General features: G+C 72.0%; 18 protein-coding genes and 2 tRNA genes. 11 read left to right on the forward strand and 9 right to left on the reverse strand.

What is annotated here, in order from left to right; translation table 11 throughout:
* Positions 1–29: 29 nt before the first annotated feature.
* The 3 genes from glpK to ACQEUR_RS16915 all read left to right on the forward strand — a co-directional run bounded on the left by glpK (position 30) and on the right by ACQEUR_RS16915 (position 4,147).
* Positions 30–1,529: a glycerol kinase GlpK gene (gene glpK, locus ACQEUR_RS16905; protein WP_433031613.1), complete on the forward strand. Its 1,500-nt coding sequence runs from the start codon at positions 30–32 to the stop codon at positions 1,527–1,529.
* Positions 1,530–1,745: 216 nt separating this feature from the next.
* A complete protein-coding gene (locus ACQEUR_RS16910; RefSeq protein WP_433031616.1) occupies positions 1,746–2,933 on the forward strand; it encodes a glycosyltransferase family 4 protein in 1,188 nt (395 codons plus the stop codon).
* A complete protein-coding gene (locus ACQEUR_RS16915) occupies positions 2,933–4,147 on the forward strand; it encodes a glycosyltransferase (protein WP_433031619.1) in 1,215 nt (404 codons plus the stop codon). The genes ACQEUR_RS16910 and ACQEUR_RS16915 overlap by 1 nt, the downstream gene beginning before the upstream one ends.
* On the opposite strand, the gene ACQEUR_RS16920 is transcribed toward ACQEUR_RS16915, so the two are convergent.
* A complete protein-coding gene (locus ACQEUR_RS16920) occupies positions 4,128–4,958 on the reverse strand; it encodes a phosphoribosylaminoimidazolesuccinocarboxamide synthase (protein ID WP_433031622.1) in 831 nt (276 codons plus the stop codon). The genes ACQEUR_RS16915 and ACQEUR_RS16920 overlap by 20 nt on opposite strands.
* A gap of 176 nt (positions 4,959–5,134) precedes the next feature.
* On the opposite strand from ACQEUR_RS16920, the gene ACQEUR_RS16925 reads away from it, so the two are divergent.
* Positions 5,135–6,469 carry an ABC transporter substrate-binding protein gene (locus ACQEUR_RS16925; RefSeq protein WP_433031625.1) on the forward strand — a complete coding sequence of 445 codons (1,335 nt, stop codon included), beginning with the start codon at positions 5,135–5,137 and terminating at the stop codon, positions 6,467–6,469.
* Between the two features lie 93 nt (positions 6,470–6,562).
* Here ACQEUR_RS16925 and ACQEUR_RS16930 read toward each other — a convergent pair whose 3' ends face one another.
* A complete protein-coding gene (locus ACQEUR_RS16930) occupies positions 6,563–6,808 on the reverse strand; it encodes a hypothetical protein (RefSeq protein WP_433031628.1) in 246 nt (81 codons plus the stop codon).
* 130 nt (positions 6,809–6,938) lie between these two features.
* Here ACQEUR_RS16930 and ACQEUR_RS16935 point away from each other — a divergent pair, with 130 nt between their 5' ends.
* Together ACQEUR_RS16935 and ACQEUR_RS16940 are read left to right on the forward strand one after the other, a co-directional pair.
* Positions 6,939–7,445 (forward strand): MarR family winged helix-turn-helix transcriptional regulator, encoded by a 507-nt coding sequence (locus ACQEUR_RS16935; RefSeq protein ID WP_433031631.1) that lies wholly within the window; start codon positions 6,939–6,941, stop codon positions 7,443–7,445.
* Positions 7,442–9,244 carry an MFS transporter gene (locus tag ACQEUR_RS16940; RefSeq protein WP_433031634.1) on the forward strand — a complete coding sequence of 601 codons (1,803 nt, stop codon included), beginning with the start codon at positions 7,442–7,444 and terminating at the stop codon, positions 9,242–9,244. Before ACQEUR_RS16935 ends, ACQEUR_RS16940 begins: the two co-directional genes overlap by 4 nt.
* 195 nt (positions 9,245–9,439) lie before the next feature.
* Here the strand turns inward: ACQEUR_RS16940 and ACQEUR_RS16945 are convergent.
* Positions 9,440–9,513, reverse strand: a tRNA-Met gene (locus ACQEUR_RS16945).
* A gap of 232 nt (positions 9,514–9,745) precedes the next feature.
* Between ACQEUR_RS16945 and ACQEUR_RS16950 the strand changes: the two genes are divergently transcribed.
* Entirely contained in the window at positions 9,746–12,154 is a 2,409-nt protein-coding gene (locus tag ACQEUR_RS16950) for a glycogen debranching N-terminal domain-containing protein (protein ID WP_433031637.1), read from the forward strand.
* A gap of 151 nt (positions 12,155–12,305) precedes the next feature.
* Here ACQEUR_RS16950 and ACQEUR_RS16955 read toward each other — a convergent pair.
* From ACQEUR_RS16955 to ACQEUR_RS16965, 3 genes are all read right to left on the reverse strand, one after another.
* Positions 12,306–12,382 (reverse strand) — tRNA-Met (locus ACQEUR_RS16955).
* Between the two features lie 104 nt (positions 12,383–12,486).
* A complete protein-coding gene (locus ACQEUR_RS16960; protein ID WP_433031640.1) occupies positions 12,487–15,495 on the reverse strand; it encodes a UPF0182 family membrane protein in 3,009 nt (1,002 codons plus the stop codon).
* Positions 15,496–15,608: 113 nt separating this feature from the next.
* On the reverse strand, positions 15,609–16,625 hold the full coding sequence (locus ACQEUR_RS16965; RefSeq protein WP_433031643.1) for a YlbL family protein: 1,017 nt from the start codon (positions 16,623–16,625) through the stop codon (positions 15,609–15,611).
* 193 nt (positions 16,626–16,818) lie between these two features.
* On the opposite strand from ACQEUR_RS16965, the gene ACQEUR_RS16970 reads away from it, so the two are divergent.
* Positions 16,819–18,027: a zinc-dependent metalloprotease gene (locus ACQEUR_RS16970; protein ID WP_433031736.1), complete on the forward strand. Its 1,209-nt coding sequence runs from the start codon at positions 16,819–16,821 to the stop codon at positions 18,025–18,027.
* A gap of 86 nt (positions 18,028–18,113) precedes the next feature.
* Here ACQEUR_RS16970 and ACQEUR_RS16975 read toward each other — a convergent pair whose 3' ends face one another.
* Positions 18,114–18,713, reverse strand: a complete 600-nt coding sequence (locus tag ACQEUR_RS16975) for a hypothetical protein (RefSeq protein ID WP_433031646.1) — start codon at positions 18,711–18,713, stop codon at positions 18,114–18,116.
* A gap of 18 nt (positions 18,714–18,731) precedes the next feature.
* On the reverse strand, positions 18,732–19,262 hold the full coding sequence (locus tag ACQEUR_RS16980) for a M48 metallopeptidase family protein (protein WP_433031649.1): 531 nt from the start codon (positions 19,260–19,262) through the stop codon (positions 18,732–18,734).
* Between the two features lie 513 nt (positions 19,263–19,775).
* On the opposite strand from ACQEUR_RS16980, the gene ACQEUR_RS16985 reads away from it, so the two are divergent.
* The 3 genes from ACQEUR_RS16985 to ACQEUR_RS16995 all read left to right on the forward strand — a co-directional run bounded on the left by ACQEUR_RS16985 (position 19,776) and on the right by ACQEUR_RS16995 (position 22,877).
* Positions 19,776–19,943 carry a DUF5679 domain-containing protein gene (locus ACQEUR_RS16985; protein WP_165436864.1) on the forward strand — a complete coding sequence of 56 codons (168 nt, stop codon included), beginning with the start codon at positions 19,776–19,778 and terminating at the stop codon, positions 19,941–19,943.
* Between the two features lie 245 nt (positions 19,944–20,188).
* The gene (locus ACQEUR_RS16990) at positions 20,189–21,253 is read left to right on the forward strand and encodes a TOMM precursor leader peptide-binding protein (RefSeq protein WP_433031652.1); all 1,065 of its coding nucleotides are present in this window, start codon (positions 20,189–20,191) and stop codon (positions 21,251–21,253) included.
* Between the two features lie 214 nt (positions 21,254–21,467).
* On the forward strand, positions 21,468–22,877 hold the full coding sequence (locus tag ACQEUR_RS16995) for an ABC1 kinase family protein (protein WP_433031655.1): 1,410 nt from the start codon (positions 21,468–21,470) through the stop codon (positions 22,875–22,877).
* A gap of 328 nt (positions 22,878–23,205) precedes the next feature.
* Here ACQEUR_RS16995 and ACQEUR_RS17000 read toward each other — a convergent pair whose 3' ends face one another.
* Complete coding sequence (locus ACQEUR_RS17000; protein WP_433031658.1) at positions 23,206–23,571, reverse strand: WhiB family transcriptional regulator; 366 nt, start codon at positions 23,569–23,571, stop codon at positions 23,206–23,208.
* Between the last annotated feature and the right edge of the window lie 560 nt (positions 23,572–24,131).

Genomic DNA, 24,131 nt, shown 5'->3' on the forward strand with positions numbered 1-24,131 from the left:
CCGGCGGTCCCGACGGGTACCGTGCCGCCATGGCCGATCAGTACGCCGCTCGCCACGTCGCCGCGATCGATCAGGGCACCACCTCCTCCCGGTGCATCGTCTTCGACACCGCCGGCACCATCGTCTCGGTGGCCCAGCGGGAACACCGGCAGATCTTCCCCCGCCCCGGCTGGGTCGAGCACGACGCCGAGGAGATCTGGACCAACGTGGAACAGGTGGTCCGGGAGGCACTGGCCGGCGCCTCGATCTCGGCCGACCGGCTCGCCGCGATCGGGATCACCAACCAGCGGGAGACCACCGTGGTGTGGGACCGGGCGACCGGTCGGCCGGTGCACAACGCGATCGTCTGGCAGGACACCCGGACGGGGCCGCTGCTGCGCCGCCTCGACGCCGGGTACGGCGAGCAACGGTTCCGCGAGCGCACCGGGCTGCCCCTCGCCACCTACTTCGCCGGGCCGAAGCTGGCCTGGCTGCTGGAGAACGTGGACGGCCTGCGGGATCGCGCCGAACGCGGACAGGTCCTCTTCGGCACCATGGACAGCTGGCTGATCTGGAAACTGACCGGCCGGCACGTCACCGACGTCACCAACGCCAGCCGTACCCTCCTGATGGACCTGCGCACCCTGGACTGGGACCCCGAGCTGCTGGACGCGCTCGGCGTGCCGGCGGCGATGCTGCCGGAGATCCGCTCGTCCGCCGAGGTGTACGGCACGGCCACCGGGGCGCTCGCCGGGGTGCCGGTGGCCAGCGCGCTCGGCGACCAGCAGGCGGCGCTGTTCGGGCAGACCTGCTTCCAGCCCGGCGAGGCCAAGTGCACCTACGGCACCGGCAGCTTCCTGCTGCTCAACACCGGCGAGAGCCCGGTCTCCTCCCGCCACGGCCTGCTCACCACCGTCGGCTACCGGATCGGGGACCGGCCGGCGACGTACGCCCTGGAGGGGGCGATCGCGGTCACCGGCTCGCTGGTGCAGTGGCTGCGGGACAACCTCGGGCTGATCTCCACCGCCCCGGAGGTCGAGGAGCTGGCCCGCACCGTCGAGGACAACGGCGGCTGCTACGTCGTACCGGCGTTCTCCGGGCTCTTCGCCCCGCACTGGCGTGCCGACGCCCGCGGGGTGATCGCCGGCCTGACCGGGTACGTGCACAAGGGTCACCTGGCCCGGGCCGTGCTGGAGGCGACCGCCTGGCAGACCCGGGAGGTCGTCGACGCGATGAACGCCGACTCGGACGTGGCGCTGCGCCGGCTCCGGGTGGACGGCGGGATGACCGCCAACAACCTGCTGATGCAGTTCCTCGCCGACGTGCTCGACGTGCCGGTGGTACGCCCCGCGGTCAGCGAGACCACCTGCCTCGGCGCGGCGTACGCGGCCGGCCTGGCGGTCGGCTTCTGGCCGGACCTGGAGACGCTGCGCGGGCAGTGGCGCCAGGACGCCCGCTGGGAGCCGGCGATGGACCCCGCGCACCGCGACCGCGAGCTGCGCAACTGGCGCAAGGCCGTGCAGCGCACCCTCGACTGGGCCGAGGAGTGAGGAGGGGCCCCTTCCTATACAAAAAACGATAGGAAGGGGCCCCTCCTCACCTGCGCAGCTTCCTCCTCGGCACGCAACGCCCGGAGCGTGACCGCCGCTGACCGGCCGGCGACGCAGGCGACATCGACGGCCGGCGTCTCGCTTCGTCGCTGACAGTTCGTCGGCCGGTCACGATGTCGTGGCCTGGACGGCGACGACCGGCGCGATCGTGAGCCCATGCGGATCACGATCGTCACGGAGTCGTTCCCGCCGGACGTGAACGGGGTGGCGCACTCGGTCGTCCGGGTCGCCGAGCATCTGCTCCGGCGCGGGCACCAGCCGATGGTGATCGCCCCGCAGCCGCCCCCCGGTACCCGGGACGGCACGGCGGCGCTGCCGTACCCGGTGGTGCGGCTGCCGTCGGTGCCGATGCCCGGCTACCCGCAGTTCCGGCTCGGCCTGCCCAACCGGGAACTGGCGGGGGCGCTGCGCGCGCACGGCACCGAGGTGGTGCACCTGGCCAGCCCGTTCGTGCTCGGTGCCCGGGGCGCGGCGGTGGCCCGGGCGATGGGGCTGCCGGCGGTCGCCGTCTACCAGACGGACATCGCCGCGTACGCCCGGGCGTACCGGGTGCGGATGACGGAGGCGGCGGCGTGGCGCTGGCTGCGCTGGGTGCACAACTCGGCGGCCCGCACCCTGGCCCCGTCCACCCCGACCATGGCGGCGCTGCGCGAGCACGGCATCGAACGCGTCTGGCGGTGGCAGCGGGGCGTGGACAGCGAACGGTTCGACCCGGCCAACCGCAGCCCGGCGCTGCGCCGGCTGCTGGCCCCGAACGGCGAGCTGCTGGTCGGCTACGTGGGCCGGCTGGCGGTGGAGAAGCGGGTGGACCTGCTGGCGGAGGCGAGCGTCCTGCCCGGGGTACGGGTCGTGGTGGTCGGGGACGGTCCGGCCGCCGTACCGCTGCGGCGTGCCCTGCCCGACGCGCTCTTCCTCGGTCCCCGGCACGGCCGGCAACTCGCCCGGATCTACGCCAGCCTCGACGTCTTCGCGCACACCGGCCCCTACGAGACGTTCGGTCAGACGGTGCAGGAGGCGATGGCGAGCGGGCTGCCGGTGGTGGCCCCGGCGGCGGGCGGACCGCTGGACCTCGTCGAGCCCGGCCGCACCGGCACGCTGGTCCCGCCGGAGGACAGCACCGCGCTCACCGCCGCGGTCGCCCGGCTCGCCGGTGACCCGGCGCTGCGGGTGGCGTACGGCCGGGCGGGCCGGGCCGCGGTGCGCGGGCGGACCTGGACGGCGATCGGGGACGAACTGGTCGGGCACTACACGGCGGTGCTCGCCGGGAACCCCCCGATCGCGGCGCCGCGCCAGAGCCGGCTGTTCCGGGCCCGACCGGTGGCGCTGGAAGGCAGTGCGGCCTGATGCCGGCGTCGAACCGGATGCGGATCGTCCGGCTCGCCAACTTCGTCACCGAGAGCTCCGGCGGCCTGCGCACCGCGCTGCGCCAGCTCGGTGCCGGGTACGCCGCCGCCGGGCACGAGCCGGTGCTCGTGGTGCCCGGCCGGCGGGACGGCGACCAGATCACCGAGCAGGGCCGGGTGATCACGGTGGCCAGCCCGGCCGTACCGGGGATGGGCGGTTACCGGGTGCTGCTCGACCGGCCCCGGCTGGCCCGGTTGCTGACCCGACTGCGGCCGGACCGGCTGGAGATCTCCGACCGTACGACGCTGCGCTGGACGGCCGGCTGGGCCCGCCGGCACGGCGTACCGACGGTGATGGTCTCGCACGAGAGTCTCGACGGGCTGCTGCGGCTGCTGACCGGCGGGCGGCTGCGGCCGGCGCGGCTGGCCGACCTGCTCAACGCCCGCACCGCCGCCGCGCACGACCGGGTGGTCTGCACCACGGGCTGGGCGGCGGCGGAGTTCCACCGCATCGGCGCGCCGAACCTGCTGCGGGTGCCGCTCGGCGTCGACCTGGCGCACTTCCGGCCCGACCGGTACGACCCGGCGCTGCGGGCCGGGCATGCCGCGCCGGAGGAGGCGCTGCTGCTGCACTGCGGTCGGCTCTCCCCGGAGAAGCGGCCGGAGCGCTCCCTCGCCGCCCTGACCGAGCTGCGTGCCCGGGGCGTACCGGCGGTCCTGCTGGTGGTCGGGGACGGGCCGCGCCGGGACCGGCTGCGGGCCGCGGCCGCCGAGGCCGGTCAGCCGGTCCGGTTCCTGCGGTACGTCGCCGACCGCGACCTGCTGGCCCGGCTGCTCGCCACCGCGGACGTGGTGCTCGCGCCCGGGCCGGTGGAGACGTTCGGCCTGGCCGCCCTGGAGGCGCTCGCCAGCGGTACGCCGGTGGTGGCGAGCGCGCAGAGCGCGCTGCCGGAGGTGGTCGGCGACGCCGGGCTGGCGGCCCCGGGCGAGGGTCCGGGGTACGCGGACGCGGTGCTGGAGCTGCTGGGCCGGCCCGGGGCGGAGCGCCGGCGGGCCGCCCGCCGGCAGGCGGAACGCTTCCCCTGGTCGGCGGCGGTGGCGGGCTTCCTCGCCGCGCACGACCTGCACCCGGCGGACCCGCCGGCCGTCCCGGTGGACCCGCGGGTCCACCCGGCGGACGCGCCGGCCGTCCCGGTCACCAGCGGCGGCCGGTGAGCCGTTCGTAGACCTCGACGTAGCGGGTCCGGGCCGTGTCGACGACCTCCGGCGGCATCTCGGGAGCCGGCCCCTGCCGGTCCCAGCCGGTGCCGACCGCCCAGTCCCGGACGTACTGCTTGCTCAGCGCGTACTGCGGGCGGCCGGGCTGGTAGGACTCGGCCCACCAGAACCGCGACGAGTCGGAGGTCAGCACCTCGTCGGCGAGCGTCAGGGTGCCGTCCGGCGCCCAGCCCAGCTCGAACTTGGTGTCGGCGACGATGATGCCGCGTTCGGCGGCCATCTCGGCGCCGCGGAGGTAGAGCGCCATGGTGATCTCGCGCAGTCGCTCGGCGGTGTCCGCGCCGACCTTCGCGACCACGTCGGGATAGGTGATCGCCTCGTCGTGCTCGCCCTGCGGCGCCTTGGTCGTCGGGGTGAAGATCGGCTCGGGCAGGATCGACGACTCGCCGAGGCCGGGCGGCAGCGGGATGCCGCAGACCGAGCCGGTCTTCTCGTACTCCTTGAGGCCGGAACCGGTGAGGTAGCCCCGGGCGACGCACTCCACGGGGACCATCTCCAGGCGCCGGCACCGGATCGCCCGGCCGGCGAACTCGGCCGGTACGTCGTCGGCCGAGATGACGTGGTGGGGCACCAGGTCGGCGAGTTGTTCGAACCACCAGAGCGACAGCGCGGTGAGCAGCCTGCCCTTGTCCGGGATCGGGGTCGGCAGCGCCACGTCGTACACGGAGACCCGGTCCGAGGCGACCAGGATCAGGTCGTCGCCGTCGAGGTACACGTCCCGGACCTTGCCCGAGTGCAGCAGCTTCACCCGGTAAGTACATCACGGCCCGCTCGGGGGTCGCGGTGGCCGGCGGGCGGCGTGACGGGGATCAACCGGGCCGGTTCCCGCCCGGATACCGCCCGGATGGGCGTTGACACCCGGCGAGGCGGGCTGTGTAAATGGTCCGGTCCCCGCCGCGATGCCCGGTCCCGTCAGGAGCTGTCGTGCCTCTTCCCTCCCCCACCCCGCCCGTGCGCGCGGACCGGCCCCGGACGGGCCCGCTCCGCCGCCGTCTCGGCGCCGCCGCGCTGGCCGTCGTCGCGGTGTTGGCCTCCGCCGGTTGCACGGCGGACCAGGCCGCCACGCCCGACCGGCGGGTCGAGCTCTCAATCTTCTGGTGGGGCGGCGAGCGGCGGGCGGAGCTGACCGAGCAGGCCCTGCGGCTCTACAGCCAGCGGTACCCGTGGGTGACGTTCAAGTTCACCTGGCAGGGCAACAGCGGCTACTACGACCGGCTCGCGAACGAGGCGGCCGCCGGCAACGCCCCCGACGTGTTCCAGATCGACGACAACTACCTGACCGAGTACGCCCAGCGGGAGATCCTGCTGGACCTGACCGACCACGTACTCGCCGAACGGATCGACCTGCGCCGGCTGCCCACCGGCCTCGTCCAGTACGGCCAGGTGGCCGGGCGTACGGTGGCCGCGGCGGCCGGGCAGAACACCCCGGGGCTGGTCTACAACCGGTCCCTGCTCGACCGGCTCGACCTGCCGGCGCCGCACATCGGGATGACGTATCCGCAGTTCATGCAGTGGGCGGAGCGGGTGACCGAGCGCACCGACGGGGACGTCGCGGGGACGATGGACCCGTCGGACGACTACAAGGCGCTCTGGATGTGGCTGCGCTCCCAGGGCAAGGAGCTCTACCGGGGTCGCCAGGTCGGCTTCACCGAGGACGACGCGACCCGCTGGTTCGAGCTGTGGCGGGACGCCCGCCGCAACGGGGCGACCCCGTCGCAGCGGGTCATCGAGGCGGCCAGCGGCGACGACATCAACAGTGACCTGGTGGCTGCCGGGAAGGTGGCCGCCACCTTCGCCTGGTCCAACCAGCTCCCCGAGTTGCAGAAGCAGGCCAAGGACCGGCTGGGTGTCGTCGCCTATCCGGGGCGGCCGGACGCGCAGTGGGCCCGCGCCTCGCTCTACTGGGCCGGTTTCCGGGGCACCCGGCACGCGGACACCGTGGTCGACGTGATCGACTTCCTGGTCAACGACGAGGAGGCCAACCGGATCCTCGGCACGGAGCGCGGACTCAGCGCCAACCTCGACGTACGCAAGGCGGTGCAGGAGACGCTCACCGACCAGAGCATGAAGCTCACCGCCGCCTTCGAGGAGAACATGGCGGACCGCTTCGGGTCGGCTCCGGTGCCCCCGCCCAAGGGCCACGCCACGGTCCGGACCCTGCTGGGTGATGCCGCCGAGAGCGTACGGTCCGGCGCGGCGACCCCCCGGCAGGCGGCGGCGACCCTGATTCCGCAGGCGAACGCGGCCCTTACCGGCTGAGCCGAGCGGCTCGACGATCCGCGCCGGTCGCAGTACCGCGGCCGGTCGGGTGCCCGGTACGGGCGGCCGGCGGGCCGCCCGTACCGACGTCGCTCAGCGCCGGCCGCGCCGGTTGCGCATCACGAGCAGCACGACGACCACGATGACGCCGGCGACAGCCAGACAGCAGACCAGGCCGAACAGTCCACCGATCCCGCTGCCGCGCCGTCGCCGGGCCGCCTCCAACACCAGTTCTCCCGGGCCGGACGAGGCCCAGGCCACCGCCGGCACGAACACGGCCAGCGCCACCGTACCGAGCACCGCGCCGAGGCGGGTCCACCAGTTCTTCAGATACTCCATGACCCCATCCTCGGTCGTCGGAGCAACCCGCGCTCGTTGACGTGGCCGCTTGGGTCGCCCTCGGTCGCGAATACGGCCTGTCTGCCGAATCATAAGCAGCTTCTATAAGCTCATGATGTAAAAAGGTGCGGTGACGACTGGATCTCCCGGCGCCGGAACCGGGCCGGCGGCGGACGGCGACCAGGCCGGCGGCGTCGACCTGGCCCGCACCGTCGCCAGCTTCGACCGCCTGCTGCGACTGCTCCGCCGGCTCACCACGCCGGAGGGGCTCAGCCTCACCGCGGCCTCGACGCTGTACCGGCTGGACGAACTCGGCCCGCACCGCCTCTCCGAACTCGCCACCGCCGAGGGGGTGACCCAGCCCGGGATGACCCAGTTGGTCTCCCGGCTGGAGCGGGACGGACTGGCCGAGCGGCAGCGGGATCCGGCCGACGGGCGGGTCGTCCTGGTCGCGATCACCCGGGCCGGGCGGGACCTGGTACGGGACCGGCGCCAGGCCCGGGCCGAGATGCTGTCCCGGCTGCTCGCCGGGCTGCCCACCGGGGAACGGGCGGCGATCGTGACGTCGCTTGAGGTGCTGGACCGGCTCGCCCGGGAGGCGGCGCCGGATTCGTCGGGTCAGGGAGGTGGAGCATGACGGTGTCCCCGGGTACCGGAAGCCGGAACGGACGCGTCGGCGGTACGGCGCGCGGAGTGGTCGACGGCGGAACCGACCATCCCCGCTACAAGTGGGTGGCGCTCTCCAACACCACCCTCGGCACCCTGCTCGCGACGATCAACTCGTCCATCGTGCTGATCTCGCTGCCGGCGATCTTCAACGGTGTACACCTCAACCCGCTCGAACCGGGCAACGTCAGCTACCTGCTCTGGATGCTGATGGGCTACATGCTGGTCACCGCCGTGCTGGTGGTGACGCTGGGCCGCCTCGGCGACATGTACGGCCGGGTCCGCATCTACAACGCCGGCTTCGCCCTCTTCACCGTCACCTCGGTCGTGCTCTCCGTGGATCCGTTCGACGGCGGCGGCGGAGCCCTCTGGCTGATCGGCTGGCGGGTGCTCCAGGCGGTCGGCGGGGCGATGCTGATGGCGAACTCGGCGGCGATCATCACCGACGTCTTCCCGGCGAGGCAGCGGGGCACCGCGCTGGGCATCAACATCGTCGCGGGCATCGCCGGCTCCTTCCTCGGCCTGGTCCTCGGCGGGGTGCTCGCGGAGTGGAACTGGCGCTCGGTCTTCTGGGTCAACGTGCCGATCGGCCTCCTCGGCACCGTCTGGGCCTACCGGTCGCTGCGGGACACCGGGATGCGGGTCCGCGCCCGGATCGACTGGTGGGGCAACCTCACCTTCGCCGTCGGGCTCACCGCGCTGCTGGCCGGCATCACCTACGGCATCCAGCCGTACGGCGGGCACACCATGGGCTGGACCAACCCGTGGGTGCTGGCCGGGCTGCTCGGCGGGATCGCCGTACTGGCGTTGTTCTGCCTGATCGAGAGCCGGGCATCGGAGCCGATGTTCCCGCTGCGGCTGTTCCGGATCACCGCGTTCGCCAGCGGCAACGCCGCCAGCCTGCTCGGCTCGATCGCCCGGGGCGGGCTGCAGTTCATGCTGATCATCTGGTTGCAGGGCATCTGGCTGCCGCTGCACGGCTACAACTACGAGCAGACCCCCCTCTGGGCCGGCATCTACCTGCTCCCGCTCACCGTCGGCTTCCTGGCTGCCGGACCGCTCGCCGGCGCGCTCTCGGACCGGTTCGGCGCCCGGCTCTTCGCCGCCGGAGGGCTGCTGGTGATGGCGGCGTCCTTCGCCGGGCTGTTGCTGATCCCGAGCGACTTCAACTACCTGGTCTTCGCGGCGCTGGTCTTCGTCAACGGGCTCGGCGGCGGCCTGTTCGCGGCCCCGAACACCGCACTGATCATGTCGAGCGTGCCGGCCCGGCTGCGCGGCGCCGCCTCCGGGATGCGGGCGACCTTCCAGAACGCCGGCATGGTGCTCTCGATCGGCGTCTTCTTCTCGCTGATGGTGGCCGGCCTGGCCCGGTCGCTGCCGCAGACCCTGGAGACCGGGCTGACCGCGCAGGGCGTACCGGACGCCGCCGCGCACTCGATCGCCCAGCTTCCCCCGGTGGGGACGCTCTTCGCCGCCTTCCTCGGCTACAACCCGATCGAGCAGCTCCTCGGCCCGCAGGTGCTGTCCGCGCTGCCGGCCGCGAACGCGCACACCCTGGTCGGCCGGGAGTTCTTCCCCCACCTGATCTCCCTGCCGTTCCACGACGGGCTCATGATCGTGTTCTGGCTCGCCATCGCGATGGCGGTGGTCGGCGCGGCGGCCTCGCTGCTGGCCCCGCGAACCCGGCCCGCCGCCGCCGTCGACGGGGCGGCGGTGGACGGGGCGGCGGTGGACGGGGCCGACGCCACCGACCGGGCCGGGCCCGCCTGAGGTCAGCGGCGCCGACCAGCAGCATCAGGAGTGGCTGGCCGCGCAGGCGCCAGGGTCGAGCGGCGGATGAGCGCTCGGCCGGGCAGGTGGGAGATCAGCTACGCCGGAGCGGATGCTCTTCGCCGTCTGGAACCGCCAGCTAGACACGGATGCGAAACGGCCCGCCGATGATCTCCGGCGGGCCGTTCCCTGTTGTAGCGGGGACAGGATTTGAACCTGCGACCTCTGGGTTATGAGCCCAGCGAGCTACCGAGCTGCTCCACCCCGCGTCGCCGGATGAACCATAGCCCAACGGGCACTGAAGTCCAACTTCATATCGAACGCCCGGCGATGGCCACCCTCTCGTCTCCCCGTGCTGCTCGACCGGCCCCGGGTACCGCGGGGGGAGGCCGGCGGTCCGGCCTGGTTCATCCGAACCGGGTGAGGTGGGATCGCCCCGTCCGCGGCAAGGCTCGTTCCTGCTTGCGGCGCTCTGTCGTGGGTGTCGGCGCGGGGATGTGTATGGCGGACCTGGTGGATGATTTCTTGACCGGACCGGCGAAACAGCGGGTCGGGTGGTTGCCGCGTGGCTTCTCCGGAACCCTTCGGATCGACCTGCGACGCAACGGCCGATCGGAGCACTGGTTCATCGAATTCCGGGAAGGCACAATGTCGGTCTCCCGGGACGGTGAGCGGGAGGCCGACTGCGTGGTCTGCGCCGACGGCCCGGCGTTCGACCAGTTCGTCACCGGGGGGAACGCGCCCGCGGCGGGCCTGCGCAACGAGGTGTCCTACCGGGGCTCGCCGGAGGTCCTCATCTATTTCCAGCGGCTCCTGCCCGGCCCACACCGGCGCTGGGCGGGCCGGGTGGAAACGACGACGGAGGCCGGGAGCGCTGCGCACGGCGACGTCGTCAGCATCATGGAGGGACTCACGTTCCTGGTCAGCGACGAGAACGGGGACATCGACTCCGCCACCGGCGACGCGACCGGGTTGTACTTCCTCGACACCCGTTTCCTGTCCACCTGGACCCTCAGCGTCAACAGCGCACGACTGACCCCGCTTTCCATCGATGATCTCCAGTATTACGAGGCGCGTTTCTTTCTGGTTCCCGGCGAACCGACGCACTACGTCAACGCCACCGTCTCGGTGATCCGGCACCGTTCCACCGTCGCCGGGATCGAGGAGCAGATCACGGTCCTGAACCACTGCGCGGATCCGGTCGAGCTGACCATCCGGTTGGACATCGGTGCCGACTTCGCCGACATCGCCGAGCGGCGCCGGCCACCGAGCCACCGGAAGGGCCGATACCAGCACGCCATCGGCGAACGGACGCTGCGTCTGCGCTACGAGCGCGCGGCCTACAACAGGGAAACCGTCATCACGACCACGGAGCCGGCCCGGATCGACAGCTCCGGGATGACGTTCGCCGTCCCGCTCGACGCGCAGGGATGCTGGTCGACGCAGCTGCGGGTGACAACCGAGGTACGGACGCCGGCCGGCGTCGACCTGGCCGGTGGCGCGCTCCGTACGGTCCGAGAGGTCAGAGCCGGGATGGCGGAGGAACTCGACCGCTGGCTGGCGCACGCGCCTCGGCTGAACTGCGACAGTGAGGCACTGTCCACCGCATATCGGCGCAGTCTGATCGACCTCGCCGCCCTGCGGCTCCCGTCGCTGTGGCCGGGAGAGAAGATCCCGGCCGCCGGGCTGCCCTGGCTGGTTACCCTCGTCGGCCGGCAGAGCATCCTCACCAGCCTCCAGGTCCTGCCTTTCCTGCCGGAACTCGCCGCGGCCACGCTGCGGTTCCTGGCCCTCTACCAGGGGACGAAGGTCAACGACTTCCTTGAGGAGGAACCGGGGAAGATTGCCCATCTGCTCCGGCGGGGCGAGCTGGCGGCGTTCGAGGAACTGCCGCACTCCCAGTACTACGGCTCGGCCGACGCCACCCCGCTGTTCGTGATCCTGCTCGACGAGTACGAGCGCTGGACCGGTGACACCGAGCTGGTATGCCGGTTGGAACTGGAGGCGCGGGCCGCACTCGACTGGCTCGACCGGTGCGGCGACCTGACCGGTGACGGCTACCTCTGGTACCAGCGGCCGCACGCCGGAAGCGAGCCCGACAACCAGTGCTGGAAGGAATCGACGTACGCCGTCGCGTACGCCGACGGTCGGCTTCCCGGATGGCCCCGGGCCACGTGCGAGCTCCAGGGCTACGCGTACGACGCGAAGATGCGCGGCGCCCGGCTGGCCCGGACCGTCTGGGGCGATCCGGTCTACGCCGACCGCCTCGAACGCCAGGCCACGGATTTGCGGAAGCGGTTCAACCGGGACTTCTGGCTCCCCGACCGGGGTTACTACGCGCTGGCGCGCGAGCCCGACGGCGCCCTGGTTGACGCACTCGCCTCGAACCTGGGGCACCTGCTGTGGAGCGGCATCGTCGATCCGGACCGGGCCGGGTCGCTGGTTGATCACCTGATGGGCCCGGAACTCTTCTCCGGCTGGGGAATCCGGACCCTGGCGGCCGGACAGAGCCGGTTCAATCCGCTGGGGGAGCACGTCGGGGCGGTCTGGCCACATGACAACGCGATCACCGCCGAGGGGATGCGCCGGTACGGTTTCACGAACGAGGCGGGCACGGTGGTGCGGTCGATCTTCGACACCCTGCCCTACCTGGAGGGCCGGCTACCCGAAGCGTTCGCCGGACACGACCGGAAACTGACCAGGTACCCGGTCCGGTTCGGCACCTCCGGCGGCCCGCAGGGCTGGTCGTCCGGAGCCCTCATGCTGCTGCTACGGACACTCCTCGGCCTCCAGCCACACGACGACCACCTGGTGGTCAAGGCGGCGATCCCGGCCGGGCTGGGCAACGTCGCGCTACTGGACGTCACGGGCAGGTGGGGCACCGCCGATGCCATCGGGCGTCCCACCTGAGGTCTGGTCGACCTGGCGGTGAGGAACCGGGAGACGCTGGAGCCCAGTGCATGGTGGCGTACGGCCGTTCGGTTACCCGCCTATTGCCCACCAACAAGCGAGAGCCCGCCTCCCTGACATGCAGGAGACAGGCCCTGACCTGGTATTTCTCTGGTAGCGGGGACAGGATTTGAACCTGCGACCTCTGGGTTATGAGCCCAGCGAGCTACCGAGCTGCTCCACCCCGCGCTGACTCGTTAACACTAGCGCACCCCGCCCCGTGCCCGCAAAACGGGGGTGGCCCACCGGCGGCCGTCCAGTGGACGGCCGCCGGTCCGGCCTTGACCAGGGGATCAGCCGCTCGGCGACCGAGCCGGTGGGCTGGGCGTCGCGCCGCCGCCCGGTCCCCCGCCCGCCACCGGGGAACCACTCGGTGCCGGGGACGCCCCCGTTCCCGCCGCCCGCTGGGCCGCCTGGAACTCGGTCATCGCGTCGTCCAGCGCCTTGAGCGCCCGGCCGTACCGCTCGAAGTCACCGGAGGCCTGCGCGGCCTTGACCTCGCCGATGGCCGTCTGCACCTTCGCCGCCGCCTCGGCCAGCGCGCCGGTGAGCGGCGGGGCCTCGGCGGACGGTGGCGGCGGGTTCGCGCCCTCGGCCGGCGGCGGCGCCGGCGGAGCACTGGGATCCACCCGCTTGCCCTGCTCGACGAGCTGCTTGATCCCCTCCTGCAGGCTGTTCGCCAGCACCACGTACTGGGCGCCGTCGCCGTAGGAGAGCAGCACCCGCTGCAACAGCGGATAGGCGTTCTGCTGGTTGCTCTTCACGTACACCGGCTCGACGTAGAGCATCCCGTTGCCGAAGGGCAGCGACAGCAGGTTGCCGTACTGCACCTGGGCCTGGTTGGAGGTCAGCAGGTTGAGCTGCTGCCGGATGGTGGCGTTGTTGGTCATGTTCTGGTGCACCTGCACCGGCCCGGAGACCGCCGTCTGGTCGGGCAGCTCCAGGACCTGCAACCGGGGCTTCCCGTCGACGTACGACCCGCTGATCAGCGCGGCGAGGTTCTGCCGGCCGGCCGGGGTGACCGCCGAGGTGAGCTGGAAGCGTGGCCCCTCCTGCTCCGGGAACTGGGTGTAGAGGTAGTACGGCGGCTGCTTCTTCCCGCTGTCCGGTGCGTCCGGGGCGGTCGGCACCTCCCAGAAGTCCTGCCCGGAGAAGAACTCCGACGGGTCCGTGACGTGGAACTTCGCCAGCAGGTTCCGCTGCACCTTGAACAGGTCGGCGGGGTAGCGGAAGTGGGCCGCGAGGTCGGCCGGGATCTGCGCCTTGGGGACCACCAGGTCGCCCCCGAACGCCTTGTTCCAGGCCTTCAGCACCGGGTCGGCCTCGTCGAACTCGTAGAGCTTCACCGTGCCGTCGTACGCGTCGACGGTGGCCTTGACCGAGTTCCGGATGTAGTTGATGTTCTCGCGGGCGAGTTCGAACGTGCCCAGCCCGGTCAGCTCGTCGGCCGTCTCCTCCTGCAGGTTCACCTGCTCGGCGTACGGGTAGGTGGCCGCCGTGGTGTAGCCGTCGACGATCCACTGGATCCGTCCCCCGATCACCGCCGGGTACGGGTCCCCGTCGAGGGTCAGGAACGGCGCGACCTTCTCCACCCGCTCCCGTGGGTTACGCACGTAGAGCAGCTTGGAGGAGTCGTTGACCGCCTCGGAGAGGACGAAGTTCGGTTCCTGCTCCTTGATCGCGTAGAGCAGCCGGCGGCCGAAGGAGCCGATCTCCACCCCGCCGGAGCCGGTGTACGTGTAGGACTGCTCGCCGCTCTCCCGGCCCGTCGGCCGGTCGAACTCGACGTGCCGGTCCGGATCGGACTGGCCGACGATCGCGTAGTCGCTGCCGTCCAACTGCTCGCCGTAGTAGATCCTCGGCTGCTCGGCCACGATCTGCTCGGTGGCGGAGGAACAACCCTCCTGGCGCTGGTCGCCGAGGAACCCGGAGACGAAGTACGGCTGGCCGCCGCAGACCACCTGGTTGGCGGGGGCGCTGACCAGCCCGTAGCCGTGGGTGAAGACGGTGTGCCGGTTGATCCAGTTGTTCTGCTGCTGGGTCAGCTTCAGATAGTTGATCTCGCGCATGCCGACGACGTAGTCCTGGGTCTTCCCACCGACCTCGTAGCGGTCGATGTCCAGCTTCGGGCCGAAGTCGTAGAAGCTTCGCACCTGCTGGGCCAGGGTGTACGTCTCGGAGACGAGCTGCGGGTCCAGCAGCCGGATGTTGGGCACCACGGAGGTGTCGGTGGCCAGGGACGCCGGCGGCTTGAGGTTGGCGATGCCGTACGGCGTCATCATGGTGTCCTTGAGCCCGAAGGAGTCCCGGGTGGCCTGGATGCTGCGCTCGATGTAGAGCGCCTCCTTGTCCTTCACGCTCGGCCGGACCTCGAAGGTCTGCACCGCCCAGGGGTAGATCCCGCCGATCGCCACCGCGGAGATGCCCAGCAGGGCCAGCGAGATGCCGGGCCAGACCAGGTTCCGCATCACCGCGTTGGAGAAGATGATGATCGCGACCGCGACCACGATCGAGATGTACGCCAGGATCTCCTTCGCCGGCAGCAGCGCGTTGATGTCGGCGTAGCCGGCGCCGTAGAGGTTGACGCCCTCGTTGAACTCCAGCAGCATGGCCCGGCGGTCGAGCACGTACGCGACCGCCTTCAGCAGCACGAAGACCGCGACCAGCGTGGTCAGGTGGGCCCGGGCGGCGTTGGTCATCCGGTCCCCGGCGCCCTGCAACCGCACCCCGCCGAAGACGTAGTGCATCGCCAGCGCGCCGATGACCGCCAGCACCACGGCGGTGAACCCGACGCCGAGCAGATAGCGCAGGAACGGGAACTGGAATACGTAGAAGCCAATGTCGATCTTGAATTCCGGGTCGTCCACCCCGAAGTCCTGCGCGTTGCGGAACAGCATCCACTGACCCCACCGGGTCTGCGCGGAAAGGCCGGCGAACAGACCGACGACCACGCCGATCGCGGCGAGCCAGATCCCGAGCCGGGGGCCGAGCACCGAGCGGTAGCGCTCCAGCGTGGCCTGCTCCGGGGAATTCGGCCGCAGCAGCGGTCGCAGCCGGTGGGCCAGCCACATGTTGCCGGTGACCAGCAGCGCCATGGCGAGCCCGACCGCGACGAAGAGCAGGATCCGGGTGACCAGCACCCCGGTGAAGACCCCGGTGTAGTCGACCTCCCGGAACCACAACCAGTCGGTCCAGGCCTGCACGCCCCAGCCGAGCAGGGTTAGCAGCAGGAACACCCCGAGGAGTACGCCAATCGTGACGCGACCGCGTCGGCTCATTCTCGGAAGGGGACTACTACGCATGACCACTGTTGGCTCCGCACGCTGTCTGGGTGACCGGCTCTGATCCGGCACCTAGACTACGGGGTATTCCTGAGTCCCATCGGTCCCGGTCAGCCCCAACCGCGAGCGGCGGGTCAGCAGCGCGGCGGCTGCCCCCCGGCGCGGATCGTCGCCAGGGCGCTCAGCGCCTCGTCGAGGGTGCCGACCCGGGCCATCGGCAGCCCCCGCTGCGCGTTCGCCACCGCCTCCTCGCAGTTGCCCGCCGGTACGAGAAAGAACTTCGCACCCGCCTTGCGCGCCCCCACGAGTTTCTGCGGGATGCCGCCGATCGGGCCGACCTCGCCCTCGTCGTTGATCGTGCCGGTGCCCGCGATGACCTTCCCGCCGGTGAGGTCGTCGGGGTCGAGCTTGTCGATGATGCCGAGCGCGAACATCAGCCCGGCGCTCGGGCCGCCGATGTCACCGAGGTCGATATTGAGTTCGAACGGATGCGGCTGCCGCTGCTCGATCTCCACCCCGATCCGCGGCGGTCCGTTGTCGGTGGACCGGCTGGTGACGGTGGCGGTGGCCGGCTTCCCGTCGCGGGTGTAGCCGACCGCGAGGCGGCTGCCCGCCGGTCGCGCCTTCACCAGCTCGGTGAGGGTGGTCGCGGTCGGCACCGGCTTCCCGTCGACCGAGGTGATCACGTCGCCGACCTTCAGCACGCCCTCCGCCGGGGCGCCCGCGGTCACGTTGCGGACCACGACCTGCACGTCGAAGCCCAGCTCGCGCAGGGCGGCGGTCTCGGCGGAGGTCTGCGAGGCGGCGAAGTCCTCCGCGTTGCGCTCCTCCACCTGCTGCTGGGTCTGCCCCGGCGGGTAGATGAGCTCGTACGGCACCACGGCCTCGTCGGAGGAGAACCAGCCGGCGATCGCGGAGAGCAGCTTGACCTCGGGCTGCACCCCCACGGTGGTCAGCCGCAACTGGCCGGCGGAGGTGGAGGTCTCCCGGCCGGAAACCTGGATCACCTCCTTGTTGTCGTGCCGGCCCAGCGTGTCCACCGTGGGACCGGGACCGAGCACCACGTACGGGATGGGGGCGGCGAGCACACCGATACTGAGCAGGGCGGTTATCACCGCACCGAGCAGAACCGTGACCCCGCGTCGTCTCATGACCCAGAGCGTACCGAGCGCCCGGGGGCACCCCGCCGGGCCGACCCCGGGTTCCCCCTGAACTTCTCTCTCGGCGCAACACCAGGGCGGGCAGCCGGGTGCGCGGCGCGCGTACCGTGGACGGGTGCCTGATATTCCGTTCGGCTTCGCCCTGCCGGGTGGTCAGCCGCCCGACCCCAACAACCCGCAGCAGATGCAGCAGTTCATGGCCCAGCTGCAGCAACTGCTCGCCGCACCGGGCAGCGGCCCGGTCAACTGGGACCTGGCCCGCCAGGTCGCGGCCAGCCAACTGGCCCAGGCCGGCGACCCGGCCGTGAATCCGTACGAGCGGAACGCCGTCGAGGAGGCGCTGCGCCTGGCCGACCTCTGGCTGGAGCCGACCTCCGCCCACCCCTCCGGCATCCGTACCTCGGTGGCCTGGAACCGGAACGAGTGGATCTTCCGGACCCTCGACGTCTGGCGGAAGCTCTGCGACCCGGTCGCCGGACGCATGGTCAACGCCATGGGCGACCTGGTCCCGCCGGAGGCGCGGGCGCAGCTCGGCCCCATGCAGTCGATGCTCACCACTCTCGGCGGTGCCCTCTTCGGCGGTCAGCTCGGCCAGGCGCTCGGCTCGCTCGCCGCGGAGGTGCTCTCCGCCGGCGACATCGGGCTGCCGCTCGGCCCGGCCGGCACGGCCGCGCTGGTGCCGGCCAACATCCGGGAGTACGGCAACGGCCTGGAGCTGCCCGAGGAGGAGGTACGCCTCTACGTCGCACTGCGCGAGGCGGCCCACCAACGGCTCTTCCAGCACGTGTCCTGGCTGCGTGGCCACGTCCTCACCACCGTGGAGATGTACGCCGCGGGCATCACCGTCAACCGGGACGCGATCGAGGAGGCGATGGGCCGGATCGACCCGATGAACCCGGAGTCGATGCAGGCGCTCGCCCTGGAGGGCATCTTCACCCCGGAGGACACCCCGGCACAGAAGGCCTCGCTGGCCCGGCTGGAGACCGCGCTCGCCCTGGTCGAGGGCTGGGTGTGCCACGTCGTCGACACCGCCGCCGCCGACCGGCTGCCGAACGCGAACCGGCTGTCGGAGGCGTTCCGGCGGCGGCGGGCGGCGGGCGGTCCGGCGGAGCAGACCTTCGCCGCCCTGGTCGGGCTGGAGCTGCGTCCGCGCCGCCTGCGCGAGGCGGCGGCGCTCTGGGCGGCGCTGACCGAGCACCGGGGCATCACCGGCCGGGACGCGCTCTGGGGACACCCGGACCTGCTCCCCGCCGAGGAGGACTTCGCCGATCCGGAGACCTTCGCCCGCTCCCAGCTCGACCTGGGCGACCTGGACGACTTCGACTTCGGCGGGCCGGACGAGTCGACCGGCCCGGACGAGCCGGGCGAGCCGGAGACGCCGACGGAACGCTGAGTCCCGGCGCCGCCGAGTCCCGGGTACCCGGCGGCGCCGCGCGGGAACGGGTGACGCCGCGCGGAAACGGCCGCGCCGCCGGCAGGTCAGCCGCCGAGCAGCGCCCGGGTGGTGTCCCAGCCCTCGACCGCCGGGTCCAGGGTCGCCAGGTCGGCGGGTCCGCGAATGCGGCGCCAGGCGGGCGTCACGGCCACCTCCGCCGGGCGCGGCGCCGCGCCGCGTACCAGCTCGACGGTGCCGGACTCCAGGTCGGTTCCGGGCAGCCAGGGCGGCGCCGGTAGCCGGGCGGCCAGCCCGAGCAGTCCGGCGCCGGCCGCGCCCGCCGGAGCGACCGCGACGTCGCGGCTGGTCAGGGGACGCAGCAGCTTGCCCAGGACCAGGCCGGGCACGTCGGGCGCGTCGGCGGCGATGACGGCCGCCTGGTCGTACCCGTCCGCGGCGGCCGCGGCGAACACGGCACCCACCCCACGGTCCGGCAGGTCGTACACCGGCATGCCGGGCCAGGCGACCGCGTCGGCCAGGGCCCGGTCACCGGCGACGGCGCCGATCGCCGGTTCCACCTCGCTGAGGGTGGCGACGAGGTCCACCACGTCCTCGGCGAGAGCCGACCGCCAGCGGTCCGGGTCGATGCCCGGCGGCGCCCACCGCACCGGGCCGAGCAGCACCACGATCACACGGCGAGTCACCCGCCGACCCTAGCCGGCTCAGTCGGCCAGCACGATTCCGGCCGCCGCCGCGACCCCCTCCAGGTAGCCCCGGGCCCGCTCCGCCTTCGGATAGCGCCCGACCAGCTCCCAGAAACGCGCGTTGTGACTGGGCACGACGAGATGCGCCAACTCGTGCAGGAGCACATAGTCGATCACCCAGTCCGGCATTTCCTGGATGCGATGCGAGATCCGGATGGTGCGATCGGCGGGGGTGCAGGATCCCCATCTGCCGTTCTGGTTGGTGACCCACCGCACGCTCGCCGGCACCGCCGCGCGGCCGTGCTCGCCGAGGTAGCGGGTGATCAGCCGACGGGCCCGGAGCAGCAGCTCGTCGTCGGAGCGGCCGAGCCGTTCCTCCCGGGCGGCCAGCCGGGCGAGCATCCGGTCGACCCATTCGCTCTCCTCGGCCCGGGAGAACTGATCGGGAATGAGGACCACGACCCGCTCGCCGTCCCGGTACGCGGACACCGTCCGGCGCCGGCGCTGACTGCGCCGTACCTCGACGACGGGCTTGCGCACCCCAGCCATTACCGGCCCGCGCTGCCCCGGGTTTGGTTCACGATGGAAAAAGTAATGCTTACCAACCAGGTGACCGCAAGGGTCAACGCGCAGATAGGCGTCGGAAAAATCCCGGTTGACGGCGAAGTGCCCGGAAAAAATTCATTGCACGATCTTTCCGGGGTCGACCGCGCGCCCGTCGGCGCCGGTGGGACGCCCTTCCCGGGTGCCGCCGCCGGCAACGGTAAAGGATCATGCCCGACCCCGCCAGCGGGGCCCGGAACAGCGATCTGGCGTGGTTCATCCGGCGTGTCCCTGCGAAACTGACTTATCCGACCTATTCCGGCATGCACACTCTGGTCGTCGGCTTCCTCACAGTGTCGACGCATTGCTGACATGGAACCGCCCAGACCTGGGTAGGGTCCGCGGACCGGCGGTCACAGCGGTGACCGCGGAGAAAACCCAGCGCTGGCCCCTACGAGGCCCGCCGCCGGGCGCACGTCGGGCGGAGAAGACCCGACGGATGAGACGAGGAGGGGCATCGTGGCCGAAAAGGCCCAGACCTACAACGGGTACTGCGTGAAGTGCAAGGAGAAGCGGGACTTCGAGGGGAACGTCGAGGTCTCCAAGACGGGCATGAACATGGCCAAGGGCAAGTGTCCGGTCTGCGGGACGACCGTGAACCGGATCCTGGGCAAGGCCAAGGTCTGAGCGCCGTCGCACACGCGAACCGCGGGGAAGGGGTGGCGTTCAGCCACCCCTTCCCGCTGTTCCGGCCCCTCCCCGCGGGGCGGCTGTCGCGGTACGGACACCGCCGGTGATGTCCGCGCCGCGACAGAACTACCGGCCGGTTGTGGAAAACCCCGGCCATCCTGTGGATAAAGCAGTGCACAGCCCCTGATCGCTGTGGACAACCGTGGGTGTTCCGGTCCGGCACGGTGACAGCGTGTCGCCCCATGACCCGAACCGTGCTCCCCCGCCCCACCCTGCTGCCCGGCCTCGCCCGAGTCTGGCGTGACCGGCACACCCTGCAACTCGGCCTGGATCCCGCCCGCGCGGTCCTGCTCGAGGTGGCGAATCCGGCCGCCGCCCGCCTGCTGGACCTGCTCGACGGCAGCCGCAGCGAGCGCGTCGTGCTCGACCAGGCGGTGACCCTCAACGTCAGCCGGGACGACGCCCGTACCCTCATCGACACCCTGCGGGCGGCGGGCCTGGTGGTCGCCGCGCACACCCTGCTCCCCCACGACCTGCCCGAGCCGGCGCGGCAGCGGCTCTCCGCCGAGGCCACCGCGCTCGCCCTGCGCGGACCCGACCTCCCCGGCACCCCCGCCCAGCTGCTCCGGCGCCGGGCCGGCGCGCGAATCCTGGTGACCGGGCACGGCCGGCTCGCCGCCCCGGTCGCGGTGGCCCTCGCCCAGGCCGGGGTGGGACACGTCAGCCCGGACCTGCCCGGCCGGGTCACCCCGGTGGACGCGGCCGGGGGCGGGCTGCTCGCCGGCGACGTGCGGCGGCCCCGGGCGGAAGCCGTCGCGGACGCCATCGCCCGGTCCGCGCCGGGCACCGTGACCCGACCGGTCCAGCGCGGCCGGGCCGACCTGGTGGTACAGGCCGGCGCCGACCGCCCCGCCGGCCTGCTCGCCGCCGGGTACGCCCAGCGCCGCCAGGCGCACCTGCTGCTCGGGGTACGCGACGGCACGCCCGTGATCGGCCCGCTGGTCCGGGCCACCGCCGGGCCCTGCCTGAACTGCCTCGACCTGCACCGGCGGGACCGCGATCCGGGCTGGCCCCAGGTGGCCGCCCAGCTGGCCGTCGGTGACCCGGCCGAGCCCTGCACCACGCCGACCCTGCTCGCCGCCGTCGGGTACGCGGTGCACGAGGTGCTGGCCTTCCTCGACGGCGCCCAGCCGGAGACGCTCGGCGGCACGGTGGAGATCGACGGGCCGGGTCGGGTCCGCCGGCGAAGCTGGTCGCCGCACCCGGGCTGCGACTGCGGACGCCGCCAGCGGGCCCGGCGCCGGTGATCCCCCGGGCCGGCGAGGGTCGGAGCGGGCCGACCGGCCGCCGGTCGCCCGTCCCGGCCGGTCCGGGTGGCCGTCGGCACCGCAGCGAATCGGCGGGACGAAAACCCCCATCCGCCGGGTCGACGGGGCAAACGTGCCCCACCAGCGCCGTCACGTGGTCCGGGCCACCCGGTGACGGCGGCGGTGACCGCCCCGCGTCGGTAACAATGATCTGGTGACCGACATCCCGCGCTGGGCCGTGTCCCGGACCGCCAAGCTCGCCGCCCTGCCGCTCGGCTTCGCTGGGCGGACCGTCCTCGGCGTCGGCAAACGGGTCACCGGGCTGGCCTCCGACGTGATCTCGAACGAGATCCAGCAACGCACCGCCGAGCAGCTCTTCAGCGTGCTGGGGCAGCTCAAGGGCGGTGCGATGAAGTTCGGGCAGGCGCTGTCCGTCTTCGAGGCGGCCCTGCCGGACGAGATAGCCGCGCCGTACCGGCAGGCGCTCACCAAACTCCAGGAGTCGGCTCCGCCGCTGCCGGTGGCGAGCGTGCACAAGGTGCTCGCCGAGCAGCTCGGACCGGACTGGCGGTCGTACTTCCTCGAATTCGACGACAAACCGGCCGCGGCGGCGAGCATCGGACAGGTGCACCGGGCGATCTGGAAGGTCGAACCCGAGGCCCCGACCGGACGGCGACGCACCGGCCGGACGGCGGCGGCCCGCGGCGGCCGGGCGGGCACCGCCGTGGCGGCGGCCCCGACCGGGCGGCCGGTCGCGGTCAAGGTGCAGTACCCGGGCGCCGGTCCGGCCCTGCTCTCCGACCTGAAACAGCTCTCCCGGCTCGGGGCCATGTTCCGGGCCATCCAGCCGGGCCTCGACATCAAACCGCTGCTCGCCGAGCTCCGCGACCGGATCAGCGAGGAGCTGGACTACGAGCTGGAGGCGGAGTCGCAGCGGGTGTTCGCCGCCGCGTACGCCGACGACCCGGAGATCTTCGTGCCGGGCGTGGTCGCCGCCGCCCCCCGGGTCCTGGTCACCGACTGGGTCGAGGGCATCCCGATGTCCCAGATCATCGAGTCCGGTACCGAGAGCGAGCGCGACCAGGCCGGCCGGCTGATGGCCACCCTGCACTTCTCGGCCCCGATGCGCGCCGGGCTGTTGCACGCCGACCCGCACCCGGGCAACTTCCGACTGCTGCCGGACGGGCGGCTCGGGGTGATCGACTTCGGGGCGGTGGCCCGGCTGCCCGGCGGGCACCCGGAACCGATCGGCCGGCTCGTCCGGCTGGCCCTGGCCGGGGACGCCGACGCGGTGGTCGCCGGCCTGCGGGAGGAGGGCTTCATCCGGGCCGACGAACCGATCGACGCCCAGGCGGTCCTCGACTTCCTGATGCCGATCCTGCAGCCGCTCTCGGTCGAGGAGTTCCGGTTCACCCGGGCGTGGCTGCGGGTCGAGGCGGCCCGACTGGCCAACCCGAGATCCCCGGCGTACCAGCTCAGCCGGCAGCTCAACCTGCCGCCGTCGTACCTGCTGATCCACCGGGTGACCCTCGGCTCGATCGGTGTGCTCTGCCAGCTGGAGGCAAAGGCGCCGTACCGGGGCATCGTGCAGCGCTGGCTGCCCGGCTTCGCGCCGGTCTCCTGAGTTCAGGGGTTAGGAAGGGCCCCTTCCTATGCAAAAAGCGATAAGAAGGGGCCCTTCCTTACCGGTGGGTTACAGGGTGCCCAGTTCGCGCGCGGCCCGACGGTGGGCCTCCAGCGCGATCATGCGGGCGGATCGGGTTGCCTCAGTGCTCGTGGTGCTACGACCGGCCTGAGGCAGTCGCATTCGAGCCCTTGACAACGCTTCGTGGATGAGTTGCATCTTGATAACTCCGTTCGGGGCGGGCATCGCGGTGGTCGCTCTGGTCACGGCGAACGCCGTGGTCTTCGGTGCCGGCAACAGACCGGCGGACGGACGGATCGGGTTCATGTCAGGCCGCCAACCGGACCGCGCTGCGCGACTCGGCGAGCCCATTGGCCGCCAACCGCGCCTGCGCCTCGACCCGCAGCGCCGCGTCCCGGGCGACGTCCTCCTTGCGCGGGCGGCCACGGGGCCGCTTGCGCGGAACCACCGCGCCACGCTCGAAGATCTCGCCGCCCCAGACGCCCCACGGCTCGGCCCGCTCCACCGCACCGGCGAGGCACTCGACGCGCAGCGGGCAGTCCCCGCAGAGCGACTTGGCCAGCTCCAGCTCGGCAGGCGAGTCGGCGAACCACAGGTCGGGGTCGAACTTCCGGCAGGGCAGGTTCGCCTCGAACTCGACGTTGATGTCGAGCGGGGCCAACGCCAGACTCATCGCCCGGTCACCTCTCTCTCGCGCTTCGATCTCGTAGATCGCGTTCCGACGTGCTACGGCAGTGCGGAAAAAACTAAGGCCGCGGATCCCGGTATGCGGGTTCCGCGGCCTCGAGGTGAGCCGGCTGGTCTGTTTTAGACCGGTCTACCTCGAGGTGGAACACCGCTGACATCCATCCGCTTAGCAGCGAAGAGGACGCCATTGCCCGTGGATCCATTGGTCCCTTGACGCTCGACGGACGCCGGGGCCTGAACCAGTTCGGCCTGGGTCAGGACCTGGTGCACCCGCGCACGCTGCGGGGTGTGGAGGGCCAGGATGCAACGGACCTCCGACATCGGAGCGAGGGCAGCAGGCAGCGCCCACGGTCGCTGGATCACATAGGTCTCCACGGGGGTCACCTCCTGACTCTCACTCGTCACCAACATGGTCTCAACACCCCCTCCGAACAGCCTGAAGAGCGCCGCTCGCGAGGTGTGCCATGAGGCTATTCCTCACGAAGGGGCGGGGGCAAACGATTTATCGCCCCTGTCACCAAAGTTTTTTTCGCGGCCGCTCCGCCG

The sequence above is a fragment of the Plantactinospora sp. CA-290183 genome (genome assembly GCF_050936375.1).
Lineage (GTDB): Bacteria > Actinomycetota > Actinomycetes > Mycobacteriales > Micromonosporaceae > Plantactinospora.